Source organism: Microcoleus sp. B13-B6 (assembly GCF_036705405.1).
In the GTDB taxonomy this organism is placed as follows: domain Bacteria; phylum Cyanobacteriota; class Cyanobacteriia; order Cyanobacteriales; family Microcoleaceae; genus Microcoleus.
This window is the reverse complement of record NZ_JAUBUJ010000003.1, coordinates 88,252-107,295: the sequence shown is the minus strand read 5'-3', so window position 1 is coordinate 107,295 and position 19,044 is coordinate 88,252. Positions and strand designations below refer to the sequence as shown.

Here is a 19,044-nt window from a genome sequence, read left to right as displayed (position 1 = left end):
CGCGGGCATAGGGCATAGGGCATAGGGCATAGGGCATAGGACAAAGCCCCCATACCTCACCACGCTTGAGAACCGCTATAGCCCTCCTCCCAGCAATTGTTAGCTCTTTCCTTCCCGACAAGAGCGCTTACCGGCCACGAAGCTAACGCGCCGAAAGCGGTTCGTTCAAAAAAAAGCCCCTTGACAAATTCAGCATCGCTCGCGATCGAGGCAGCTACAATCTATCGCAATTCTTTAAGCTAAAAAGCCAAGCCAAGCAGGGCGTACACTGTACGCCCTGCTGTCAGTTTCTGCAGCTTGGGTCGGAGGCTGACCTAGTTGAGGGCCATCGCCAGATTGAGTTCTGGATCTTGGAACAAGGGAGTGCTGAGATAGCGTTCGCCGAAGCTAGGCTGAATCATTACAATCAATTTCCCTGCATTTTCGGGACGCTGGCCGACTTTCACCGCCGCACATAGTGCCGCGCCGCTGGAAATACCGGACAAAAGTCCTTCTTCTCTGGCCAAGCGACGGCCATAGGCGATCGCATCGTCATCGGTAACAACTATAATTTCGTCGATCGAATCCACATTCAGCACCGGCGGCACAAAACCAGCGCCGATACCTTGAATTTTGTGAGGCCCTGGCTTTCCGCCCGACAGTATCTGACTATTAGCCGGCTCAACGGCGATCGCCTTAAATTCGGGTTTCCGCGACTTAATCACCTCTGCGACACCCGTAATCGTACCGCCCGTGCCGACTCCCGAAATCAGGAAATCCACCTCGCCGTCTGTATCTTCCCAAATTTCCTCAGCCGTTGTCGAACGGTGAACCTGCGGGTTCGCGGGATTCCGAAACTGCTGCAACATATACGCATTGGGAGTTTTGTCCACAATCTCTTGAGCGCGGCGGATGCAGCCGCTCATGCCCTCAATTCCGGGAGTCAGTTCTAGTTGGGCCCCGTAAGCTCGCAGCATCGATCGGCGTTCCGTGCTCATCGTATCCGGCATGGTCAAAATCAACTGGTAGCCCTTAGCCGCAGCCACCATTGCCAGAGCAATTCCGGTATTCCCAGAAGTCGGTTCTACTAAAACCGTTTTGCCAGGACTAATCAGACCTTCGGCCTCTGCTTGATTGACCATATTGACACCGATGCGGTCTTTCACCGATGCTGCCGGATTCATGCCTTCGAGTTTGACCACAATCCGAGCCACGCAGCCTTCGGCTTGGGGAATGCGGTTGAGTTGCACCAGGGGCGTCCGCCCTACCAATTCTGTAATGTCGCCAGCAATACGCATAATCTTTGTCAGTTTGTGGTTGAAAGTAAATCTTAATTCCTAGTTGGCAATATTTTAACTAGATGTAATACATGATATCGAGCTGCCGTCTGCCATTGCGCTTTTCGCACAGATCCTGTAGCGTGTATTTTTGCAACACTGAGTTGGCAATCGATCGAGCTTCTTGCCAAACTTCCCAAATCACCGCACTTTCTACAGTTTGAGCAGGCGAGTCTTTTTCAGAGCGATCGAACTCTGAGCCTTCGAGGCAGTTGATAATTTCGAGGAGTGTAATTTTCCAGGGTTCTCTGGCCAAGATATAACCTCCCTTAGCTCCTCGCTGGCTGCGAATCAGCCCGCAGCGTCTCATGGTAGCCAGCAACTGTTCCAAATATCGATCGGGAATATTTTGCTGAGCCGCTATCTGGCGAATTTGCAGAGGCTCGCCTTCTTCGTAGCAATCGGCAAGCTCCAGCAAAGCTAAGATTGCGTATTCGCTTTTACACGATAGTTCCACCATAATTGCACTTGAAAGTTCCAGAATTATCAACTCCGAAGTCAGATTTTAGAATTATTCTCAATTTTGAGTTCCAAATTCTCACTCCTCACCTTTGATTATACCCCGGTTCTCCACTGGAGTTTACTGACTTTCATAAATTCTTGTAATTTGTTGCGCTGGGCGTTTGGCGGCGCTAGGCGCGGTTGCTATGTCAGGATTAACATCCAGAGCTTTGATGCTCCTCCGCCCTGAGTCTGCGATGTAGGCATAATTATCCCAAGGAGTCCGCCCTCTAATTATTCGTATCGACATCTAAAATCGTATCCCCAGGGGCAATTTCTATTAGTCAGCGGATTGCCTTCAAGGTAGACTTCCAAGATGTAAATTAAAGTTTTCAACATACTAATGTCAGAAATTAGATTGTTAGCAAGGTCGAGCCTTCTTAAGCTGGTTAAAGATTTTAATACGCTCACGTCAGAGATTTGATTTTCGCTAAGGTAGAGTTCAGTCAGTTTAGTCAGAGATTTCAGGGGACTAATGTCGGAAATCTGATTGTCAGCGAGGGAAAGTACCGTTAAACTCTTCATAAATTTCAACGATCTAACATCGGAAATATGATTGTTCGTGAGTTCTAGAGACGTTAAATTAATCCCAGATAACCTACTAAGATCAAAGATTTTATTATGAGCCAAATCGACTTTTTTTAACTTAGTCATAAATCTCAACGAACTAATGTCTGATATTTGATTTTCAAAGATATACAGTGTAGTTAGGTTAGTCAGAAATTGCAGGGGACTAATGTCTGATATTTGATTTGTATTAATAAACAAGGTATTTAGATTAGTTAGAGATTTCAGGGGACTAATGTCTGATATTTGATTTTTCTGCAAGTATAATTTTCTTAATTTATTGAGAAATTTTAAAGGATTAATATCAAAGATTTTGTTGGCATCTAGCGAGAGGTATGTTAGATGTGTTAAAGATTTTAAGGGATTAACATTCGAGACTTGATTACCGGTTAGGCTCAGTTTAGTCAAATTATTCAAATTATTCAAATTATTGAGAGATTTAATTTGATTATATCTGAGCTCCAATACAGTTAGCTTCGTTAAATCCTTCAAGGGTGCAATGTCTGAAATTTGATTGCCAAAAAGGGCTAACTCTGTTAAATTAGTTAGATGTTTTAACGGAGTGATATCAGAAATTGTATGATTCCTATCTAACTTAAGTACAGTAAGATTAGTCAGAGAACTTAGCGGACTGATGTCAGAAATATTATTAACACTAAGGGTTAACTTCCTCAAAATTTTAAAGGATGAAAATGGACTGAGGTCAACCAGTTGAGAACCCTCGATGCTAAGTTCAGTGCGACTAGAAAGCTTCTTGTTAGCTTGGGCGCAGTCGGTTGTCTCAACATCCCGCAACAACAGTTCAATAGTATGCCTAGTAGAGAGAGTGAGATTGGTTTTATTTACACACCAATCAGCAAAAGTGCGGTAACTGCTTGCTTGTACTTTGGGCTGTGTTTGTAGCTGTGATTGTATCTGTTTAAAATGTATAATTGAATTGCATCCACTTACAATAATAATTAAAGCTACACAAAAGGTGAATGTGACTTTAAAATAATACATACATAGAAGTTTCTGTACTCTTTTCATTTGCTCTCGCTCCTGTGATTTAAGTTTTTAATAAAAGTGAAATCGTTGTTACAATCGTTTGATTTATTAATATTCACACCTATAAAACTGCAATGGGCACTTTTTATTCCTCAGCGGATTTCCTTCAAGGTATAGTTGCCGGACGTTAGTTAAAGGCTTCAACATACTAATGTCCGAAATTCGATTGTTAGCGAGGTCGAGCATTGTTAAGCTGGTTAAAGATTTCAATGCGCTCACGTCAGAGATTTGATTTTCGCTAAGGTAGAGTTCAGTCAGTTTAGTCAGAGATTTCAGCGGACTAATGTCGGAAATCTGATTATCAGCGAGGGAAAGTACCGTTAAGGTCGTCAGAAACTTTAACGAACTCACCTCTTCAATTTGATTGTTAGTGAGTTGGAGATACGTTAAATTAATCCCATATAACATACTAATATCAAAGATTTTATTATGACCCAGATCGACTTCAGTTAACTTGGTCATAAATCTCAACGAACTAATGTCTGATATTTGATTCTCGGAGATATACAGTGTAGTTAGGTTAGTCAGAAATTGCAGGGGACTAATGTCTGAGATTTGATTTCTATTAATAAACAAGGTATTTAGATTAGTTAGAGATTTCAGGGGACTAACATCAGAAATTTTATTTATCCCTAGCGAGAGGTCTTTTAGATTTGTTAAAGATTTTAAGGGATTGACGTTCGAGATTTGATTATCGGTTAGGCTCAGTTTAGTCAAATTATTCAAATTATTCAAATTATTGAGAGATTTAATTTGATTAGAGGTGAGAGCCAATACAGTTAGCTTTGTTAAATCCTTCAAGGGTGCAAGGTCTGAAATTTTATTGCCAAAAAGGGCTAACTCTTTTAAATTAGTCAGATGTTTTAACGGAGCGATATCAGAAATTTTGTTGTTCCGGTCTAAATTAAGAATAGTTAGATTGGTCAGTGAGCTGAGCGGGCTAATATCAGAAATCTCATTAACACTGAGACTTAGATTTTTTAAGTTCGTTAAAGATGAAAGAGGACTGATGTCAGTTATTCCCTCGCCCTCAATGCTAAGTTCAGTGCGACTAGAAAGCTTCTTGTTAGCTTGGGCGCAGTCTGTTGTCTCAACTTTCCGCAACAACAGTTCAATAGTATGCCTAGTAGACGAACTCAAATTAGTCTTATTTACACACCCATCAGCAAAGGTAAGATAAGTCGTTGTTTGTAGTGCTTGTCGCTGTGCTTGTGTCTGTTGTTGAAGAGGACTCAGTACACTGCATCCTATCAAAAAAAGAGTCAAAGATACACAAAAAGTGAGTGCAAATTGAAAAGGATAGCTATCGAGAAGTTGCTGTAATCTTTTCATCTGCTCATGAATTTTCATCAGTAGTTTTATTTGAGCGTCAGACGTATTTTCCCTCTCACTCAGAAGAGGTATTCTAGCAAGATACTATTAGCGTAGGCGCAAGAGATGATTTCCGGGACGCCCTGCACCCAGACCTTTGGGGAAATTACCAGAAGTTCGATTGCTTTTGTAAACCGTAGTTTTTTGCCCATAGGAGGCTGGTACATCCTTTAAGTTATGCTCGTAAAGCCCATAGACTGACCATTTACTAATAACCCTTGTTACTGTATTCCCAGAAACGGCTGCCACAATTCCTGAGTGTTGAATTAGCCCTTGGTTGTCCCGATAAATTACCACATCACCCACAGATGGATTCTGCGCGACGGAATACCCATTGTCTTTGAGGATTTTTTCTACTTCACCATTATTAATCCATTCTGCCCCTGCTAAAAATGTAAAGCCGTGGCAATCATATTCGGTGGTGATATCAGAAAGTTTTTTCACCTTGTCAGACATCTTAACGCTTTCAAGAAAAGTTTTTTCGTTAAAACCACTAGACATGCGACGCGAAGATCCAGAAGATCCATATCCAATTGTTATCGTTTTTCCACTATCTGTGAGATATTGATGGGTTTTTACTTTCGCAGTGAATAGCGCCGTGAGTAGCAACGCATCCAAGAGCTGATTTCTCATGCGTAGTTCAGTAATAATTGACCAGAGGGTTTTGGAGTCTACCTTACCATCGCGCTTAAGACCGTGAGTGGATTGCCAGTCAACGATCTTTTTCACAGTGTCTGCTCCAAAAATTCCCGTCTGACCTGCACCTACTACCTGTTGAATCAACTTAATACCAGCCGCGCTGTAACCTTTATCGTTATTGTAGCGAATGGCCGCAGGGGCAATATCAATTTTAGTAGCAGCCACACCCAAAGGATTACCACCGATCGCAATCACAGCCGGAATAGCACCTTTTGGTATTATATTCGGATTAAACTTCTCAACACCCTGCGTTGTCAAAGCATAAGCAGGATTTTCAACAGTCTTAATAATTTCCTCCACATCAAAGACGTAAGCATTTCCACCACCACCCAGAGTAGGATAAGAACCAATTAGATACTTCCCATCACTAGAAAGAGCCACATTATTAGTTAAACTCCCCGGCACCGGTTGAGTCGCGGCAACTAATTTGGGATTAGGCCCCAGGGGATCTTTAATAATGCCAATATTCCCCCCCGCCAGCGGATAACTTCCCGTATTTCCCCTGAAGTTACGACCCGCCACAAACGCATACCGCCCGTCCTTCGTCACCGTTACAGCCACTCCCTCATTCACCTCAAAGACATTGCCCTCATTGGTTTGTGCCGAAAGCGTTAAATTCGTGTAGCGAGTTGTAGGAGCCAAATTGATCGGGTCATCACTCACCGTCAGCACCCCAAAACCGCTTCCGTCTGTGTTCGGGTTACCATTGGTAAAAACCATTTTGAGCGGGTCAGGAGTTGCAGCCAACCCCCAAGCCCCTGTAGGAGTCAATACTTTTCCAATCTGTTCGCGCCACTTACGAGGGTTAGAATTCGGTTCGCTAGGTTTGTCTTCTGGGTCGATATTCACAGCGTAAATATAACCATCTGCCGCAGTAGCAAACAGCTTGCGCCCGTCACTGCTAATCGCAATCTGGCGCAGTCCTGACTTCGCATTAACTGAGAGAGTCTGGACAACCTGGTTATAGCTTGCCGAGTCTGGATTGACATCCAGAACATAGATGCTGCCCCGCCCCGAGTCCGCGATGTAGGCATAATTATCCCAAGGGTCAATAGATATCGCCCCAGGGGATGCACCATTTGGCAAATTAATATCATCGACAGCCGTCGTAGAAGCATCAGCATCCACCTCCCGCCGCGCCAGCAAATCAACCATTGCCACCCGCCCCGACCTCTCCAAAGGTACATAGGCGCGAGTCGCATTACTGGTGACAGCTAGCTGTCCGGGACGGTCTGTCACGCTTGGCATTCCCACCGACAAATCCTTGGGAGGCTGCTGTTGCGGGCTCGGCGGAGTCGAAACTGAACTGAGAGCGTCAATTACCCTAATTTTGTCACTAGACCGCTGTGCCACCAACACCAAATCAGAAAATACAGGTTCTAACTGGAGGTCTTCAAAACTCGAACGCTTGACCACATCAGAATCAAGCTGCCCAGGGCCAAAACGCTCATTCTGCGGCCGCGACAGTGTAATTTCCGACTCGCCCAGAGGTACGCTGATAGGAGCTTTGACCGCCACCTTATAGCGGTTGTCTCCGAGTGAGCTGCTGAGTTCTGGCATGACAGTGCCAGAGTAACTCTTACCTCCCACTGAGAAGTCAACCTTCAAATCCCCGAAACTATCGCCCAGATTGCCGTTGAGACCATTTAGGAAATTGCTACCTGTCAAGAACACCACAGGTTCGCTGTTCGAGAACTCTAGTTCGGCTGACTCCAGCGACGGCGGTTCAAGGGGAACTGCTAACCCAGTGTCAGGTCCAGAGAGAACTGCCGAGACTGTAGGAACTCCTTCTGTATTCAGTTCTACCTGAGCTGTTGTAATAACGGGTTCCCCAACTTTGGGAATTCCGATCATTTCCAGCGGCTTGTTTGAAGATTGCGCCAAGTAAGCTAATAGTGAGGTTGTCGCCTCGAATTGATTCTCTGTGGCAGAGACTGCACCAATTCCACCCGTTTGCGCTCCTAAATAGCTATTCTCAAAGTAGAGGTTAGTCGAAAGGTTGATGAGTCCAGCATTTTCCTCTGTACTCGCGTTCACAATTGAACTAACTGATGGCATTCCTGCGGGCAATAACCCAATAGTATAAGTACCGCTTTGTGTCACGCCTGGAAAAGGTGGCGAAGTGGTGCGGATCATTCCGTCTGCACCCACTACCCCTGATTCCTGTATCAGCCAAGTTTGGTTCCAGCTATCAGCTTCACCTGGCAGCGACCCCTTCCGCATAAATAAAACTTCGGTGCCGACTGGTACGCCAACTGGGGCGGGAATTGCCAACTGGACGGGTATATTCAAGGGGGTGTTCCCCAAGTCCAAATTGAACCCCCCAGCAAACTCCATGCTGTCGGGGAATGGCAGTGGCAAGCCCTCGCTGCTAAGTGGTGTCAGGTTAACCGTTGTATCATGAGTTAAGGCACTAGGAGCTACCATTACTACTGAGCCGTCGCTGCCTTGCACGACTCCGCCATCAACTCCCAAAACCGCCGGGTCCATCAAAGGCGTTTTTACCCGCACTGGAACCACCTTTTCTGCTGCTCCGTCAATGACGGTGACGCTGGCAATTCCTTCACCTACAGCAGTAATTACGCCGTCTGAATTCACCTGCAATACATTGGGGTTGCTGACGAAGTAGCGAGTGCCGACAGAGCCAAATTTTAGGTCTGGAGAGTCAGTAAGGCCGGAAATTCCTACCAGTAATGAGCGCTTTACTCCTGTTGTTAAAGTCACCGCTTGCGGGTAAACATCCAAACCGTAAATCTCTGCTAGTAGCGCATTCCACTCGTCATCGTTGGCAGGAATTGGCATTTCGCCTACTCGTGCCGCAGTCACGGCTTGAATGTTGTTGTGAGAGGCTGTAAAAATTGAGGTTCCGTTGGCTAATCCTGTGACTTTTCCGAAGGGGTCAATGGGTGCTACTCCGGGATTTAATGATGTGTATGTTAAGTAAGAATCTGGCAGCACTACGCCTTTTTGGTCGGCGAAGTCTCCGAGCACAACTAATTCTGTGTTGTCTCCTGGATATAGTTGAGGGTTGCGATTGGCGAAGTCTAAGGAAAGTAGGGGGGATCCGCTGACGTTGACTGTTACTTTTGCTGGTATTCCACTGTTATAGCTGTCGCTGGCTATGAAGTCAAAGCTGGCGATGCCTGAGAATCCGGGTGTGGGTTTGAAGGTGGCTGTTTTGGTAATGGGATCGAATTTTACAGTACCGTTAATTGGGTTGAGCGTGTTGTAGGAGATGGGGTCGTTTTCGGGGTCTGTTGCTTTACCGAATTAAGGGTATAATTGTTTCCAATTCTGCATGGGTGTTGGTTGAGAATGGGGAGGTGACTGGTGGTTTGTTGGTGATGAAGCCGAAGTTGTTGTTGAGGAGAGTTTGGTCTACTGAGTTGATGATTCCATCGCGGTTGAGGTCTAGGTTAATTGTATAATTGGGGTCTGTTGCTGTGCTGCCTAGAGCGTTATTTAGGAGTTGTCTGTCTGTTGTATCAACTCGGCCGTCGCTGTTGATATCGCCTGCTACGTTCAGTTTTAGAGTGTACGCGCCACTCGATGCGCTGTTGATATTAAGCAGGTTTAAGCCAGAACGATTGATGGAAAATAGGGAATAGGTACTATTTGTATCGGTTGATGTGAGAATTGGTGTGAGTTTATCTACTTCTGGTAGTTCAGGTGACCCTTGATTATCTTTTGAGGCTACTGAAACTCCCACAAGTACGGTGTCTGAATCTGTGGAATTGAGTTCGGAATTAGTAATGCTAAAGGTGTATTGGTTCGCTGAACCTGCATTGTTATTACCTGATGCTGTTTTGGCTGTAAATGTGTAAGCGCCACCTAAATCAGTAGGTACTTTATTATTGCTTCCAGGCGGATCTATGGGCAATATAATTGGGGGTGGCAGCGTATTAAAAGCCCCTTGAATGTTAGGCCCTGGTGTCGGTGTTGGTGGAGAGTACAAGCCCAATGGGTCAAAGTCAATAATCGGCGGCAAGTCGCCATCGGGGGTGGGGGAAGTTGGGCAAGTACCCGCACCGCTATCTGCAAATAAATGTAAATTGGTCGCGTGATTAAATTTTTGGGCCCAGTCGGAAAAGTCAAAACTGAGCAGCGATAGAGAGTTGAGGAGTTGGTGCTGCGCGTCAGGGTCATCCACACCACCGGGAACTAGGGCGCTGGGGGTGATAATTCGTTCCAGGATGAATGTCTTTCGCGGGCGGCGAGTTTTTGGGGGAGAATTCTCAACCCCTTTATTCTTGCGGACTTGAAAGCCTTTTGAATGCCAACCCATACACTTAAGCCCCCGTTTAGTAGTGACCTGGAAAACCCAGGCAGTTAATTGAGTATATTAATTAACTACGTAGATTTGCAAATTAGCTAATTAAACACTACCATGTAAATCATGCAGCGATCGCAACTTGTAAACATTAGGGAATTTATTGTATTAATTAATACAGGAATTGCGCGAGTGTTGAGAAACCGGGTTTTTTACGAAAAGACGCATTGTAGACGGCAGATTCGGTAAAAAACCCGGTTTCTCGACCCCCATGCGTCCAGGACTGAAATTGCAACCTTTCTGTATAGCAAGATACAAATTGCTGACATTGCCAATGTTTTTCTGTGCAGCCTACAATTTATAACTCCCAACATCATGCAAAGTCGTGAAAAATTTGCACGCATCGAAGGTCAAGAAAAATTGTGCCCCGACTTAACTAAGGAAGAGGAGAAATCTATATCTCAAAATCCGAGTGAAGATTCTCCAACGATTCTTTATGGCCCAAAACTCAAATCAACGGTACAGTGGATACCGCACCCAGACGGCTATTGGATACTCCGCAATTCAGAAGGCGTTACTTGCTTGCAAGTTGACAATTCTGACAAAGAGGTAATGGAAAAGTTGGGCTTGAAGCCAATCAGCGATATCGCATCGGAATATGACATTACTTTGGAGGATTTGCAATACTTGCTGCGGATGCTAGCAGAAACGGGAATGTTAGAGGGAACCCAACCTCAAAAACCACCCCCAAACAAATTCAACATTCAGCAATTATTGTCTTTCCAAATTCCCCTGTTCAATCCCGATGCTTGGCTAACCAAACACACAGGTAAACTCCGCTGGATTTGGACGTGGCAATTGAGCTTTTTTCTGTGTGTTTTGATCGGTGCTTCTCTGGCTATATGGCTGGCTTTGGCTGACGAGGTTTCTGCTTCCAATCAACAGGTTTGGGCAACTGGGGAAATTACAACTCTGGTAACATTTGTGCTACTGATTATGGTAGTAGTTGGTCTGCACGAATTAGGTCACGCTTTTACTTTGAAGCACTACGGCGGTGTTGTCCCAGAAATGGGGCTGTTGTTTTTGTGCTTGATACCGGGATGCTATACAGATACTACAGATCAGTACAGTTTAGTGAGGCGGAAGCAGCGCGTTTTTGTAGTAGCAGCAGGCGTGTTGGTGCAGGTGGCTATCTGGGCTTTTTCGGTTTGGGTTTGGGTTTTTTCTAAGTCTAACTCTGGATGGCATTTTGCTAGCTATTTGCTGATGGTAGCAACGCTGGTGACTGTAGTTTTTAATCTCAACCCTTTGAATAAGTTTGATGGCTATTATTTGCTGGTTGCTTTGACTGGGCTTAACAATTTGCGATCGAGGTCTTTTCAATTTTACGCTCGTTGGCTGCGGCGAGAACACATTTGGGAAGAACCTTCAGACTGCTGGACTTTGGCTGCTTATGCTCCTTTTAGCATAGCTTATACGGTCTGGGTTTTAGGTTATCTGTTCTCTGCTGTTGTTCATTTGGTGGTGGAAAATATGCCGAGGTTTATCGATTTTTCTAAGTTTTACCTGCAGTCTGGCCTTTAAAAAAAGCGGAAAGCGGCAGACACTTTTCCCGATTGGAAAGAAGAGTGATTATTTAGGAGTGTGTCGCAATGAATGGATATCAAAAGTTAGGAATAGCGGTTGTTTATGGGGTTCTTAGCTTGGCTTTCAATGAGTTGGCAATTCCTGTACAAGCTGCTGTTCTCACGCAAACTTATACGGTAAATTTGAAGCAGCAGCCAGTTAATAGTACGCTGAATGGGGTGTTTCCTAAGTTTAATTCGCTGTTGGGGACGCTGTTAAAGGCTTATGTTACAGTTCAGTCAACGGTTAACAGCGATATCAGTATTGTTCCTGCTAGCAATTTTACTGGTACGGCGGTAACGAGTGCTCAGATTGCTGTGAATTTACCGAGTTTAAAAGCTGACCCCAATTTGGTTCTGAGTTTGTTTGCAAATCCGCCGGAAATGAGTATTGAATCGGGGGCTGCAGGGGCTAGAGGTGGGAGTGCGATGGTACGAGTTTCAAGGAGTTACAGTTCGCCGCAGTCTCTAAATATGTTTAGTGGGTGTGCGGGGGATTTAATTGCTGCTAGCATTGCGGCAATGGGTACTGTTAAAGTTTTAGGAACGCCTGCAACTGGAACTTATGCGGGTACAGTCGCGGCTGATTCAACACTTACTCTCGCCTATGAGTACGAGTCTGAGTCGGAAACTGTGCCGGAACCTACTACGATCGCAGGTGTTGGTTTAGCTTTTGGCTTGGGGTGCTGGTGGAAGAGGAAGGTGGGGAAAAGGGATTTTAAATAAGATGAGCTGCATTTGTCCGCCACACAGAAAAGCCCTGCCTTTGGCAGGGCTAATTTCAAAGTTTAGAGTTATTAGCAGACAGAGAGGATATGACCCCCCTGCCTCCTCTAACCCGCTCTTAGAACGTGAAAGTAGTTCTCAGGGTACCAATGATGGTGTCATCATTACGGCGATTTTGATCGGGATTCGTCACCCAAATCACGCCCGGAGTAACAGAAATGTTGTCCGAGAGCTTGAATTTGTAGAACCCTTCAAAGTGCCACGACTGGTCATTTGTGAAGCCCCGCAAATCGCTCGGAACCTTAAGTTTATCCAAGTAAGGCTCGCGACCTACCACGAACCCTAGCAAGTTGCCTTCTTTCCCGAAATCTGGCAAAGCCAAGGTGACAGCGTAATTCCAAATTTTCGCATCGCCGATGCCGAGAATGCGAGCATGGGTTAAACCAGCCCAGCCGCCAATGATAAACCTCGGGCTCAGCCGCAACGAAGCCTGAGCACCGTAGGAGTTGCTGACCACTTTGCGAGCGCGGAAGGAGGTGCCATCCTCGTAGGTAAAGCCGTCACTCAAAAAGCCGAGAGAATTAGCCTCGTTGGTACCGGTGAAACCGCCGGGGACGCTGGCCCCGGAACCGTTGTCAAACCCAAAGTTACCCCTGCCAAAGTAACCGTGGTTGTAGTTGAAAGCAACTTGCAAGTTGCGTCCGGGGGTAAAAGTCAACTGACCCATCGCCGCGTAGTCGCCATTCGTCAAGCCTGCACCCTTGCTAGGATTGGCTGCATTTGACGCCAAATAACCGAAGGACAGAGAAGTCGGGCCGAACACGCCACCCAGCAAGCCCCTGCCGCCGAAGGCGTAGTCAAAGCCGATACCTGAGCCACCGCCCAAGCGATAAATCGGGTTCCGCTGTCCAAAGGCGCTCAATGACCCGTTACCGCCGTCAAAGTCTTCAAAGTAAGGGTTGACAGTCGGCATAATGTCGTCCCAAACGCCAGCGTTGGCTATCAGGCTAACGTTCAGTCGCTGACCGACGGGGAACTTGTATAGCAAGGTGTCGAGGGCAACAACGTTGTCGGTTCTGCCGACGACATTCCAAGTTTGAGTGCCTTCGCTGGTCAACCCTAAGTTCAAGGGTTGACCGTTGCCTACCTGAAGCCTCGTCAGCAGCAAGTCTCTGCCGGTGAAGCTAGTGTTTAAATTCAGACGTACCCGCTGTTGGAAGACAGCTTCGTTGTTGTTGCTGCCTCTTCTGCGCTTTGAGCCCAGAACGTTAACACCGCCAGTCAAGGCACTAAAGTCCCTAAAGTCGTCGGTGAGGGCAAAAATTGCTTCCCCGGTCAGCTTGGTAGTAGTTGAGAATTGGTTGGCTTCGAGTTCGGCTGTCCGAGCTTCCAAAGCATCGACGCGGCCGCGCAGGGTTGCCAGTTCCGCTGCAAATTCTTCTTGGAGCCGTTGGAGGGCTGCCAAGTCATCTCTCGTAGCGAAGTTGCCACTGCCTGCTCTAATGAGCTCGCTCACCTTGTCTAAGCAAGCATTTAAACCGGCTGCGAATTCGTAGCGGGTCATTGCCCGGTTGCCGCGGAATGTGCCGTCGGGATAACCGGCAATACAGCCGTAGCGCTCGACTAGGGATTGGAGTGCTTGGAAAGCCCAGTCTGTGGGCCGCACGTCGGAAAGTTGAGATACTGAGGTAACTTGACCTTCAGTTTCGCTGCCGGCAGCACCTTCGGTGGTGTACTGGTTGAGCTGTTCTAATGTGGCGGCTGGGTTTTGCTCTTGTGGTGCTGCAGTTTGGGCTAAAGATTCAGCCGGTTTTGGCAAACTTGGTTCTGCCGACTCTGCCACTGCCGGGGCTGGAGTTTCTAATTGAACTGCACCGATTTGCTCTGGGAGAGCGGTAGCTGCTGGGGCTGGAATTTCTAGTTGGGCTGCCGGGGCCGAATTTTCTACTGGTTGAGCGACTGCTGGCTCAACTGCGGCTAAAGATTCACTTGTAGGTTGTGATGCCGCTTGGGGATCTTCCTCAGCAGGGGCTGTGTTGGATCCGACGAGCGCACTTTCAGTTGCAGGCGTGGCCACATCTGCCATCGCTGCCTGGGTTTCGCTGCCAGCGACTTGGGAAATTTCTTCTACTGGCTCGGAGGCTGCAGTTGTTTCGGAAACAGCAGCTAAAGCATTTAGTTTCGCTTCGGAGGTTTCAGCGGTTTCAGCTTTGGCGGCAGCGGGATTGAGCGCATCAGCAGCCTGCTGAGCGTCTGCTGCCATCGCGCTCGAAGAAACTACTAGGGTAGCTCCTAAGACTGCTGGGCTGATTAGTAAGTAACTCCACAAAAATTTCGACATATTCACTCTCATCCTCACACCGATTACAGAGAAACTTTTTTAGTCTTCTATGTGGTCAGTCGTTGCTCAACTAGCATACTCTAAAAAGAGACCTAAAATTCACTTTTTCTTTTGATTCTTTCGGGCTGACCGAGTATATAGATGTGACTGACGGCTGCACAGAGCCTGTTTTTTTACCTGTACTCAACGGCGTCAAAACCATACCAGGCTTGGGCTGTGGATTGATTTGACTGCTGACACTAGATAGCGCCCGATCGCCTCTTTACTTTTTAGCACAGCACGCCCGACTCGTCTAGGCTGATTCGACTTTAACATCCAAGCTGTGTCCTAGAACGCTAAAGACTTGGCGGTGATCGAATAGTTCCAACAAATCGGCGTTGATTTTATTGTGAGCTGCTTCTTGCCGCAAAATTTTCATCGCTGCCTCTGTTCGCAGAGCTCGCTTGTAGGGGCGATCGCCTGCTGTCAGGGCATCGTAAATATCGGCGATCGTCATCAATTGCGCTTGAATTGGAATTTCTGACTTGTTTAAACCTCGCGGATAGCCTGTGCCATCGAGTTTTTCGTGATGTCCGTAGGCAATGTCTGGAATATTTTTTAAATCCTTTGTCCAAGGAATTTGTTTCAGAAACTCGTAAGTGTGAGTTACGTGAAATTCTATTGACGATCGTTCTTCCGGCGTCAGGTTGCCCCTTGACACCATCAATTGCAATATCTCGTCTGGGTTCAGCAGGGGTTTCCTTGCCCCATCTATATCTCTGTAAGTTTGTCGAGCAATCTCTCGCAGTTGAGCTAGGGGTTCTGCTGCCAAAATGTGAGGCTCGTTTGCCTCTAGCAGCACTTCCCAGTATTCTGCTAATCGGGTTTTCGCCTCTGCTAGCTTAGTGTCTAGCTGTTCGATTTCCTGGCATTGAGCGCACTCTGGCTCCTGGCTTGGGTGTTTTCGGTAGGCTGAATGCTCCAGCAAGTATTTATATTTAGACTGGACGCATTCCATTTCCATCGTCCGTTGAGCTAAGCCAAAGCGGTGGCGAATGATTTCTAGCTGTGCGGGGTAGAGCTTTTTCTGTTTGGTCAAAACTGCTTCGGGCACTCCAATTTTGCCAAAATCGTGCAGCAGGGCGGCGTAGCGAAGTTCTTGAATTTGGCGGTTGTTAAAGTAAATAGAGCGCAGTCCTCCGCTGCTGACGGTGTTTACTTCTTCTGAAAGGCGTACTGTCAGGGCTGCTACTCGTTCTGAATGGCCGTAGGTACAGGGGTCTCTGGCTTCTATGACTTGCACCGAGGCTTTGACGAAGCCCTCGAACAAATGTTCTATGCTGTCTTGAAGTTGATTGCGCTCGATCGAGATGGCTGCTTGAGAAGCGAGCGATCGAACTATCCTTTCTTCCCACTCCGAATACTGCTGCGTCGCTTCCCAGGCATTGTCTGCTGTCAGCACCGTATCTGCCTTTGTTTTGCGGTTGATCAGTTGCAGTACACCTATTGTCTCCCCCTGTCGGTTTTGCATCGGCAGTACCATTACCGAGCAAGTGCGGTAATTAATATCCCTGTCAAAACTGGTATCTAGCCGGTAGGGTACGCCGGGGGGTAAGTCGTAGGCATCAGACAGGTTCAAACTTTGACCTGTAATTGCCACGTATCCCGCCAAGCTTTTGTCTGTCAGTGGCAGAGCAAACTCCTTAAACGACAGGCTTGGTTTAGAACCGTTTTGCGCTACCTTGAACAGCAGCTTAGGTGTTTCGTCGCTGTGATCTACTAAGTAAACACTGCCAGCATCGCTGTAGGTGATTTCTCTACTTTTGGATAAAATTAAGTTTAACAAGTCGCCCAAATCTTGGGCGCTCGACAGAGCCGCGCCAATATCTAAAAGCTTTTCTATCAGATGGGTTTTTTCTGCCGCAGCAGACTCGTTCTTGAACTCTGGCTTTTCAAATACGATCATGGTCGGATGATGGGGAATAGCCTTTTATACATTGAACGTTTGGCCTCTCGACTTTTTAGCACCCGATTCTCACCCCCAGTCGATTTTTTATTGGCCAGCTTTCCGCGAGCGGGGCCTGTTGTTGCGCCAACGGACACTCTTTTAATCTAGCGTAGAAATCTCTTGGGCTAGCGCAAAGTCTTTCTCAGTTAAGCCTCCGGCATCGTGAGTTGTCAAGTTAAGTGTAACTTTATTATAGGAAATTTCTATATCGGGGTGATGTGCTGCGGCTTCTGAGGGGGCGACCAACTTATTTACAAAGGCGATCGCTTCTATAAAATCTTTAAATACACGGGTAGAGCGCAGTTGTTTGCCTTCAACCGTCCAGCCTGACAATTGACTGGCGCGCTCTTGAATTTCAGTATTGTTAAGTAGCTCAGCCATAATTTTTTTCTTTGGGATTAGCAATGGCAGATTAACTGCCCACCTGTAGAAACCCGGACCAAAAACTATCCGCTCTCACCAATAGCGTTTAGTCTCAAGTTTTCCTACTCAAGATTTAACACTATTTGAGGTGAGAGCGGTCTAGCGGGTCTTCAGATTAGAACCTGACTGCCGGGAGAATCCCTAGCTCAGCCTGGTTCCCCGTGGAAGTCGTTTCCCGTTGGAGACGACGGCTGACTGCTAGTGAGCGGCCCCGGCGCACAGCCGGTAGTTTCCAATCTGATGACCCATGCGTTTACTACTTTCTATCATGGGCATCACCTCCAGGTTTAGCTAAATGGCTTAATATTGGAACGCACATCACCTAAATACAAGATTTAAGGTGATGATTTGTGCGCTAGCCATTGCCAGCGTTACCGAAAGAACTTGCGTTCTGAGTATCATTCCAGTAGTCACAATTATCAGAATAACACAAGAAATTAGAAGTGGGGGAGGCAAATTGAGAATTTTGCAAGATCGGCGGAAATTACTGCTGCTGCAAGCTCTTTGATCGATCTCTACAGCAAGCGGGCGATCGCTGTTTCAGCCATTTGCGGATATGTTCTTCAGAATCCGCGCTGTGCGGCTATCAGGTGCATGGCAACTGAGGCTGCGGGGAAAGGCCGATCGATTTCTAGCCAGATGGAGAGTTCACCAGATATAGAGACACGAGTTGTTCTAGCTGCAGGCAGAGTTTGTTTTTGTACAAAATCAACTTTTTTTAGGGCGCTAATTCGATCGAATCCTGGAAACAAAAAGCTCCCGCCACCAGGCAGGAGCTTTTTAAGCATTAAGGGTAAAGCCTAAACTGCTTTATCTTACCCTTTTAAAATGTTGGAATTTTTGATATTTCGCCCAGATTACAGAGCGTTACCGCGAGGCAGAACTTCTTCAGGGAAGATGAAGTTTTCGTGAGGTTGGTCTGTCGGAGCCATCCAAGCACGAATGCCTTCGTTAAGCAGAATGTTCTTAGTGTAGAACGTTTCAAACTCAGGATCTTCAGCAGCGCGTAATTCTTGTGATACGAAGTCATAGGCGCGCAGGTTTAATGCTAAACCGACAATGCCAATGGAACTCATCCACAAGCCTGTGACAGGTACGAACAGCATGAAGAAGTGCAACCAGCGCTTGTTGGAGAAGGCAATTCCGAAGATTTGCGACCAAAAGCGGTTAGCTGTAACCATCGAGTAGGTTTCTTCTGACTGAGTTGGGTTGAAGGCGCGGAAGGTGTTTGAGCCTTCGCCGTCTTCAAACAAGGTGTTTTCTACGGTTGCACCGTGGATAGCGCACAACAGCGCACCGCCCAAGATGCCTGCAACGCCCATCATGTGGAAGGGGTTGAGCGTCCAGTTGTGGAAGCCTTGCAGGAATAACAAAAAGCGGAAAATTGCTGCGACGCCGAAACTGGGGGCGAAGAACCAGCCTGATTGACCCAATGGGTAAAGCAGGAACACCGAAACAAACACGGCGATGGGGCCGGTGAATGCTAGGGCGTTGTAGGGACGGATGCCGACCAAACGGGCGATTTCAATCTGACGCAGGCAAAAGCCGATCAGTGCGAAGGCGCCGTGGAGGGCGACGAATGTCCACAGCCCACCGAGTTGGAACCAGCGGGTGAAGTCCCACTGTGCTTCGGGGCCCCACAGGAACAGCAGGGAGTGTCCGAGGCTGTTGGCTGGGGTGGAGACTGCTACGGTAAGGAAGTTGGCTCCTTCGAGGTAGGAGCTTGCCAAACCGTGGGTGTACCAGGATGTGACGAAGGTGGTGCCTGTTAACCAGCCACCGATGGCTAGGTAGGCGCAGGGGAATAGCAGGATGCCAGACCAGCCTACGAAGACGAAGCGATCGCGTTTGAGCCAGTCGTCGAGTACATCAAATATGCCTCTTTCGGTCTGGGCGCGTCCGACTGCGATTGTCATTTACGGAAATCTCCAAATGGATATAATTACAACGGACGTTGTTCTAGTCACAACTTCCCACCTCATAGCTCTGCTGTAGCATAAAATGAGTGGATTGTGAGTATAATTTACGTTTCTTTACCGCTGATGATGATTATAAAGGGAAATCTTTACAATAGCAAGAGCGAATTTTAAGTTTTGAGTAAGTTGGTAGTTCTGACGGGCAAGGCAATAGATAAACTGGGTTTCGGAGCTCAGGGCAATTGCTCAAAGCCG

At 46.9% G+C, this 19,044-nt stretch carries 13 protein-coding genes and 1 pseudogene; 2 read left to right on the top strand and 12 right to left on the bottom strand.

The window, feature by feature from the left end; genetic code table 11:
• Positions 1-314 precede the first annotated feature (314 nt).
• From cysK to QUB35_RS02460, 7 genes and pseudogenes are all read right to left on the bottom strand, one after another.
• The gene (cysK, locus tag QUB35_RS02485) at positions 315-1,277 is read right to left on the bottom strand and encodes a cysteine synthase A (RefSeq protein ID WP_333102231.1); all 963 of its coding nucleotides are present in this window, start codon (positions 1,275-1,277) and stop codon (positions 315-317) included.
• Positions 1,278-1,335: 58 nt separating this feature from the next.
• Positions 1,336-1,776, bottom strand: coding sequence for an Rrf2 family transcriptional regulator (locus QUB35_RS02480; RefSeq protein ID WP_242716025.1), 441 nt, complete (start codon positions 1,774-1,776; stop codon positions 1,336-1,338).
• A 275-nt stretch (positions 1,777-2,051) separates the two neighbouring features.
• Positions 2,052-3,413, bottom strand: a complete 1,362-nt coding sequence (locus QUB35_RS02475) for a leucine-rich repeat domain-containing protein (RefSeq protein WP_333139044.1) — start codon at positions 3,411-3,413, stop codon at positions 2,052-2,054.
• Between the two features lie 66 nt (positions 3,414-3,479).
• On the bottom strand, positions 3,480-4,781 hold the full coding sequence (locus QUB35_RS02470) for a leucine-rich repeat domain-containing protein (RefSeq protein ID WP_333139042.1): 1,302 nt from the start codon (positions 4,779-4,781) through the stop codon (positions 3,480-3,482).
• A gap of 69 nt (positions 4,782-4,850) precedes the next feature.
• Complete coding sequence (locus tag QUB35_RS02465; RefSeq protein WP_333139040.1) at positions 4,851-8,492, bottom strand: peptidoglycan-binding protein; 3,642 nt, start codon at positions 8,490-8,492, stop codon at positions 4,851-4,853.
• Positions 8,493-8,633: 141 nt separating this feature from the next.
• A pseudogene (locus QUB35_RS39060) lies at positions 8,634-8,714 on the bottom strand (hypothetical protein); the annotation flags it as partial.
• A 49-nt stretch (positions 8,715-8,763) separates the two neighbouring features.
• The gene (locus QUB35_RS02460) at positions 8,764-9,786 is read right to left on the bottom strand and encodes a dockerin type I domain-containing protein (RefSeq protein WP_333139038.1); all 1,023 of its coding nucleotides are present in this window, start codon (positions 9,784-9,786) and stop codon (positions 8,764-8,766) included.
• A gap of 360 nt (positions 9,787-10,146) precedes the next feature.
• On the opposite strand from QUB35_RS02460, the gene QUB35_RS02455 reads away from it, so the two are divergent.
• A complete protein-coding gene (locus QUB35_RS02455) occupies positions 10,147-11,355 on the top strand; it encodes a M50 family metallopeptidase (RefSeq protein WP_333139036.1) in 1,209 nt (402 codons plus the stop codon).
• A gap of 68 nt (positions 11,356-11,423) precedes the next feature.
• On the top strand, positions 11,424-12,122 hold the full coding sequence (locus tag QUB35_RS02450) for a PEP-CTERM sorting domain-containing protein (RefSeq protein WP_333139034.1): 699 nt from the start codon (positions 11,424-11,426) through the stop codon (positions 12,120-12,122).
• Positions 12,123-12,240: 118 nt separating this feature from the next.
• Here QUB35_RS02450 and QUB35_RS02445 read toward each other — a convergent pair whose 3' ends face one another.
• The 5 genes from QUB35_RS02445 to psbD form a co-directional block, all read right to left on the bottom strand.
• Positions 12,241-14,463, bottom strand: coding sequence for an iron uptake porin (locus QUB35_RS02445; RefSeq protein ID WP_333139032.1), 2,223 nt, complete (start codon positions 14,461-14,463; stop codon positions 12,241-12,243).
• A gap of 292 nt (positions 14,464-14,755) precedes the next feature.
• Positions 14,756-16,408 carry an HD domain-containing phosphohydrolase gene (locus tag QUB35_RS02440; RefSeq protein WP_333139030.1) on the bottom strand — a complete coding sequence of 551 codons (1,653 nt, stop codon included), beginning with the start codon at positions 16,406-16,408 and terminating at the stop codon, positions 14,756-14,758.
• A 141-nt stretch (positions 16,409-16,549) separates the two neighbouring features.
• Positions 16,550-16,831, bottom strand: coding sequence for a 4a-hydroxytetrahydrobiopterin dehydratase (locus QUB35_RS02435; RefSeq protein ID WP_333139028.1), 282 nt, complete (start codon positions 16,829-16,831; stop codon positions 16,550-16,552).
• A gap of 605 nt (positions 16,832-17,436) precedes the next feature.
• Complete coding sequence (locus QUB35_RS02430; RefSeq protein WP_333139026.1) at positions 17,437-17,661, bottom strand: hypothetical protein; 225 nt, start codon at positions 17,659-17,661, stop codon at positions 17,437-17,439.
• Positions 17,662-17,730: 69 nt separating this feature from the next.
• Complete coding sequence (psbD, locus tag QUB35_RS02425; protein WP_333055206.1) at positions 17,731-18,789, bottom strand: photosystem II D2 protein (photosystem q(a) protein); 1,059 nt, start codon at positions 18,787-18,789, stop codon at positions 17,731-17,733.
• Positions 18,790-19,044: the final 255 nt, after the last annotated feature.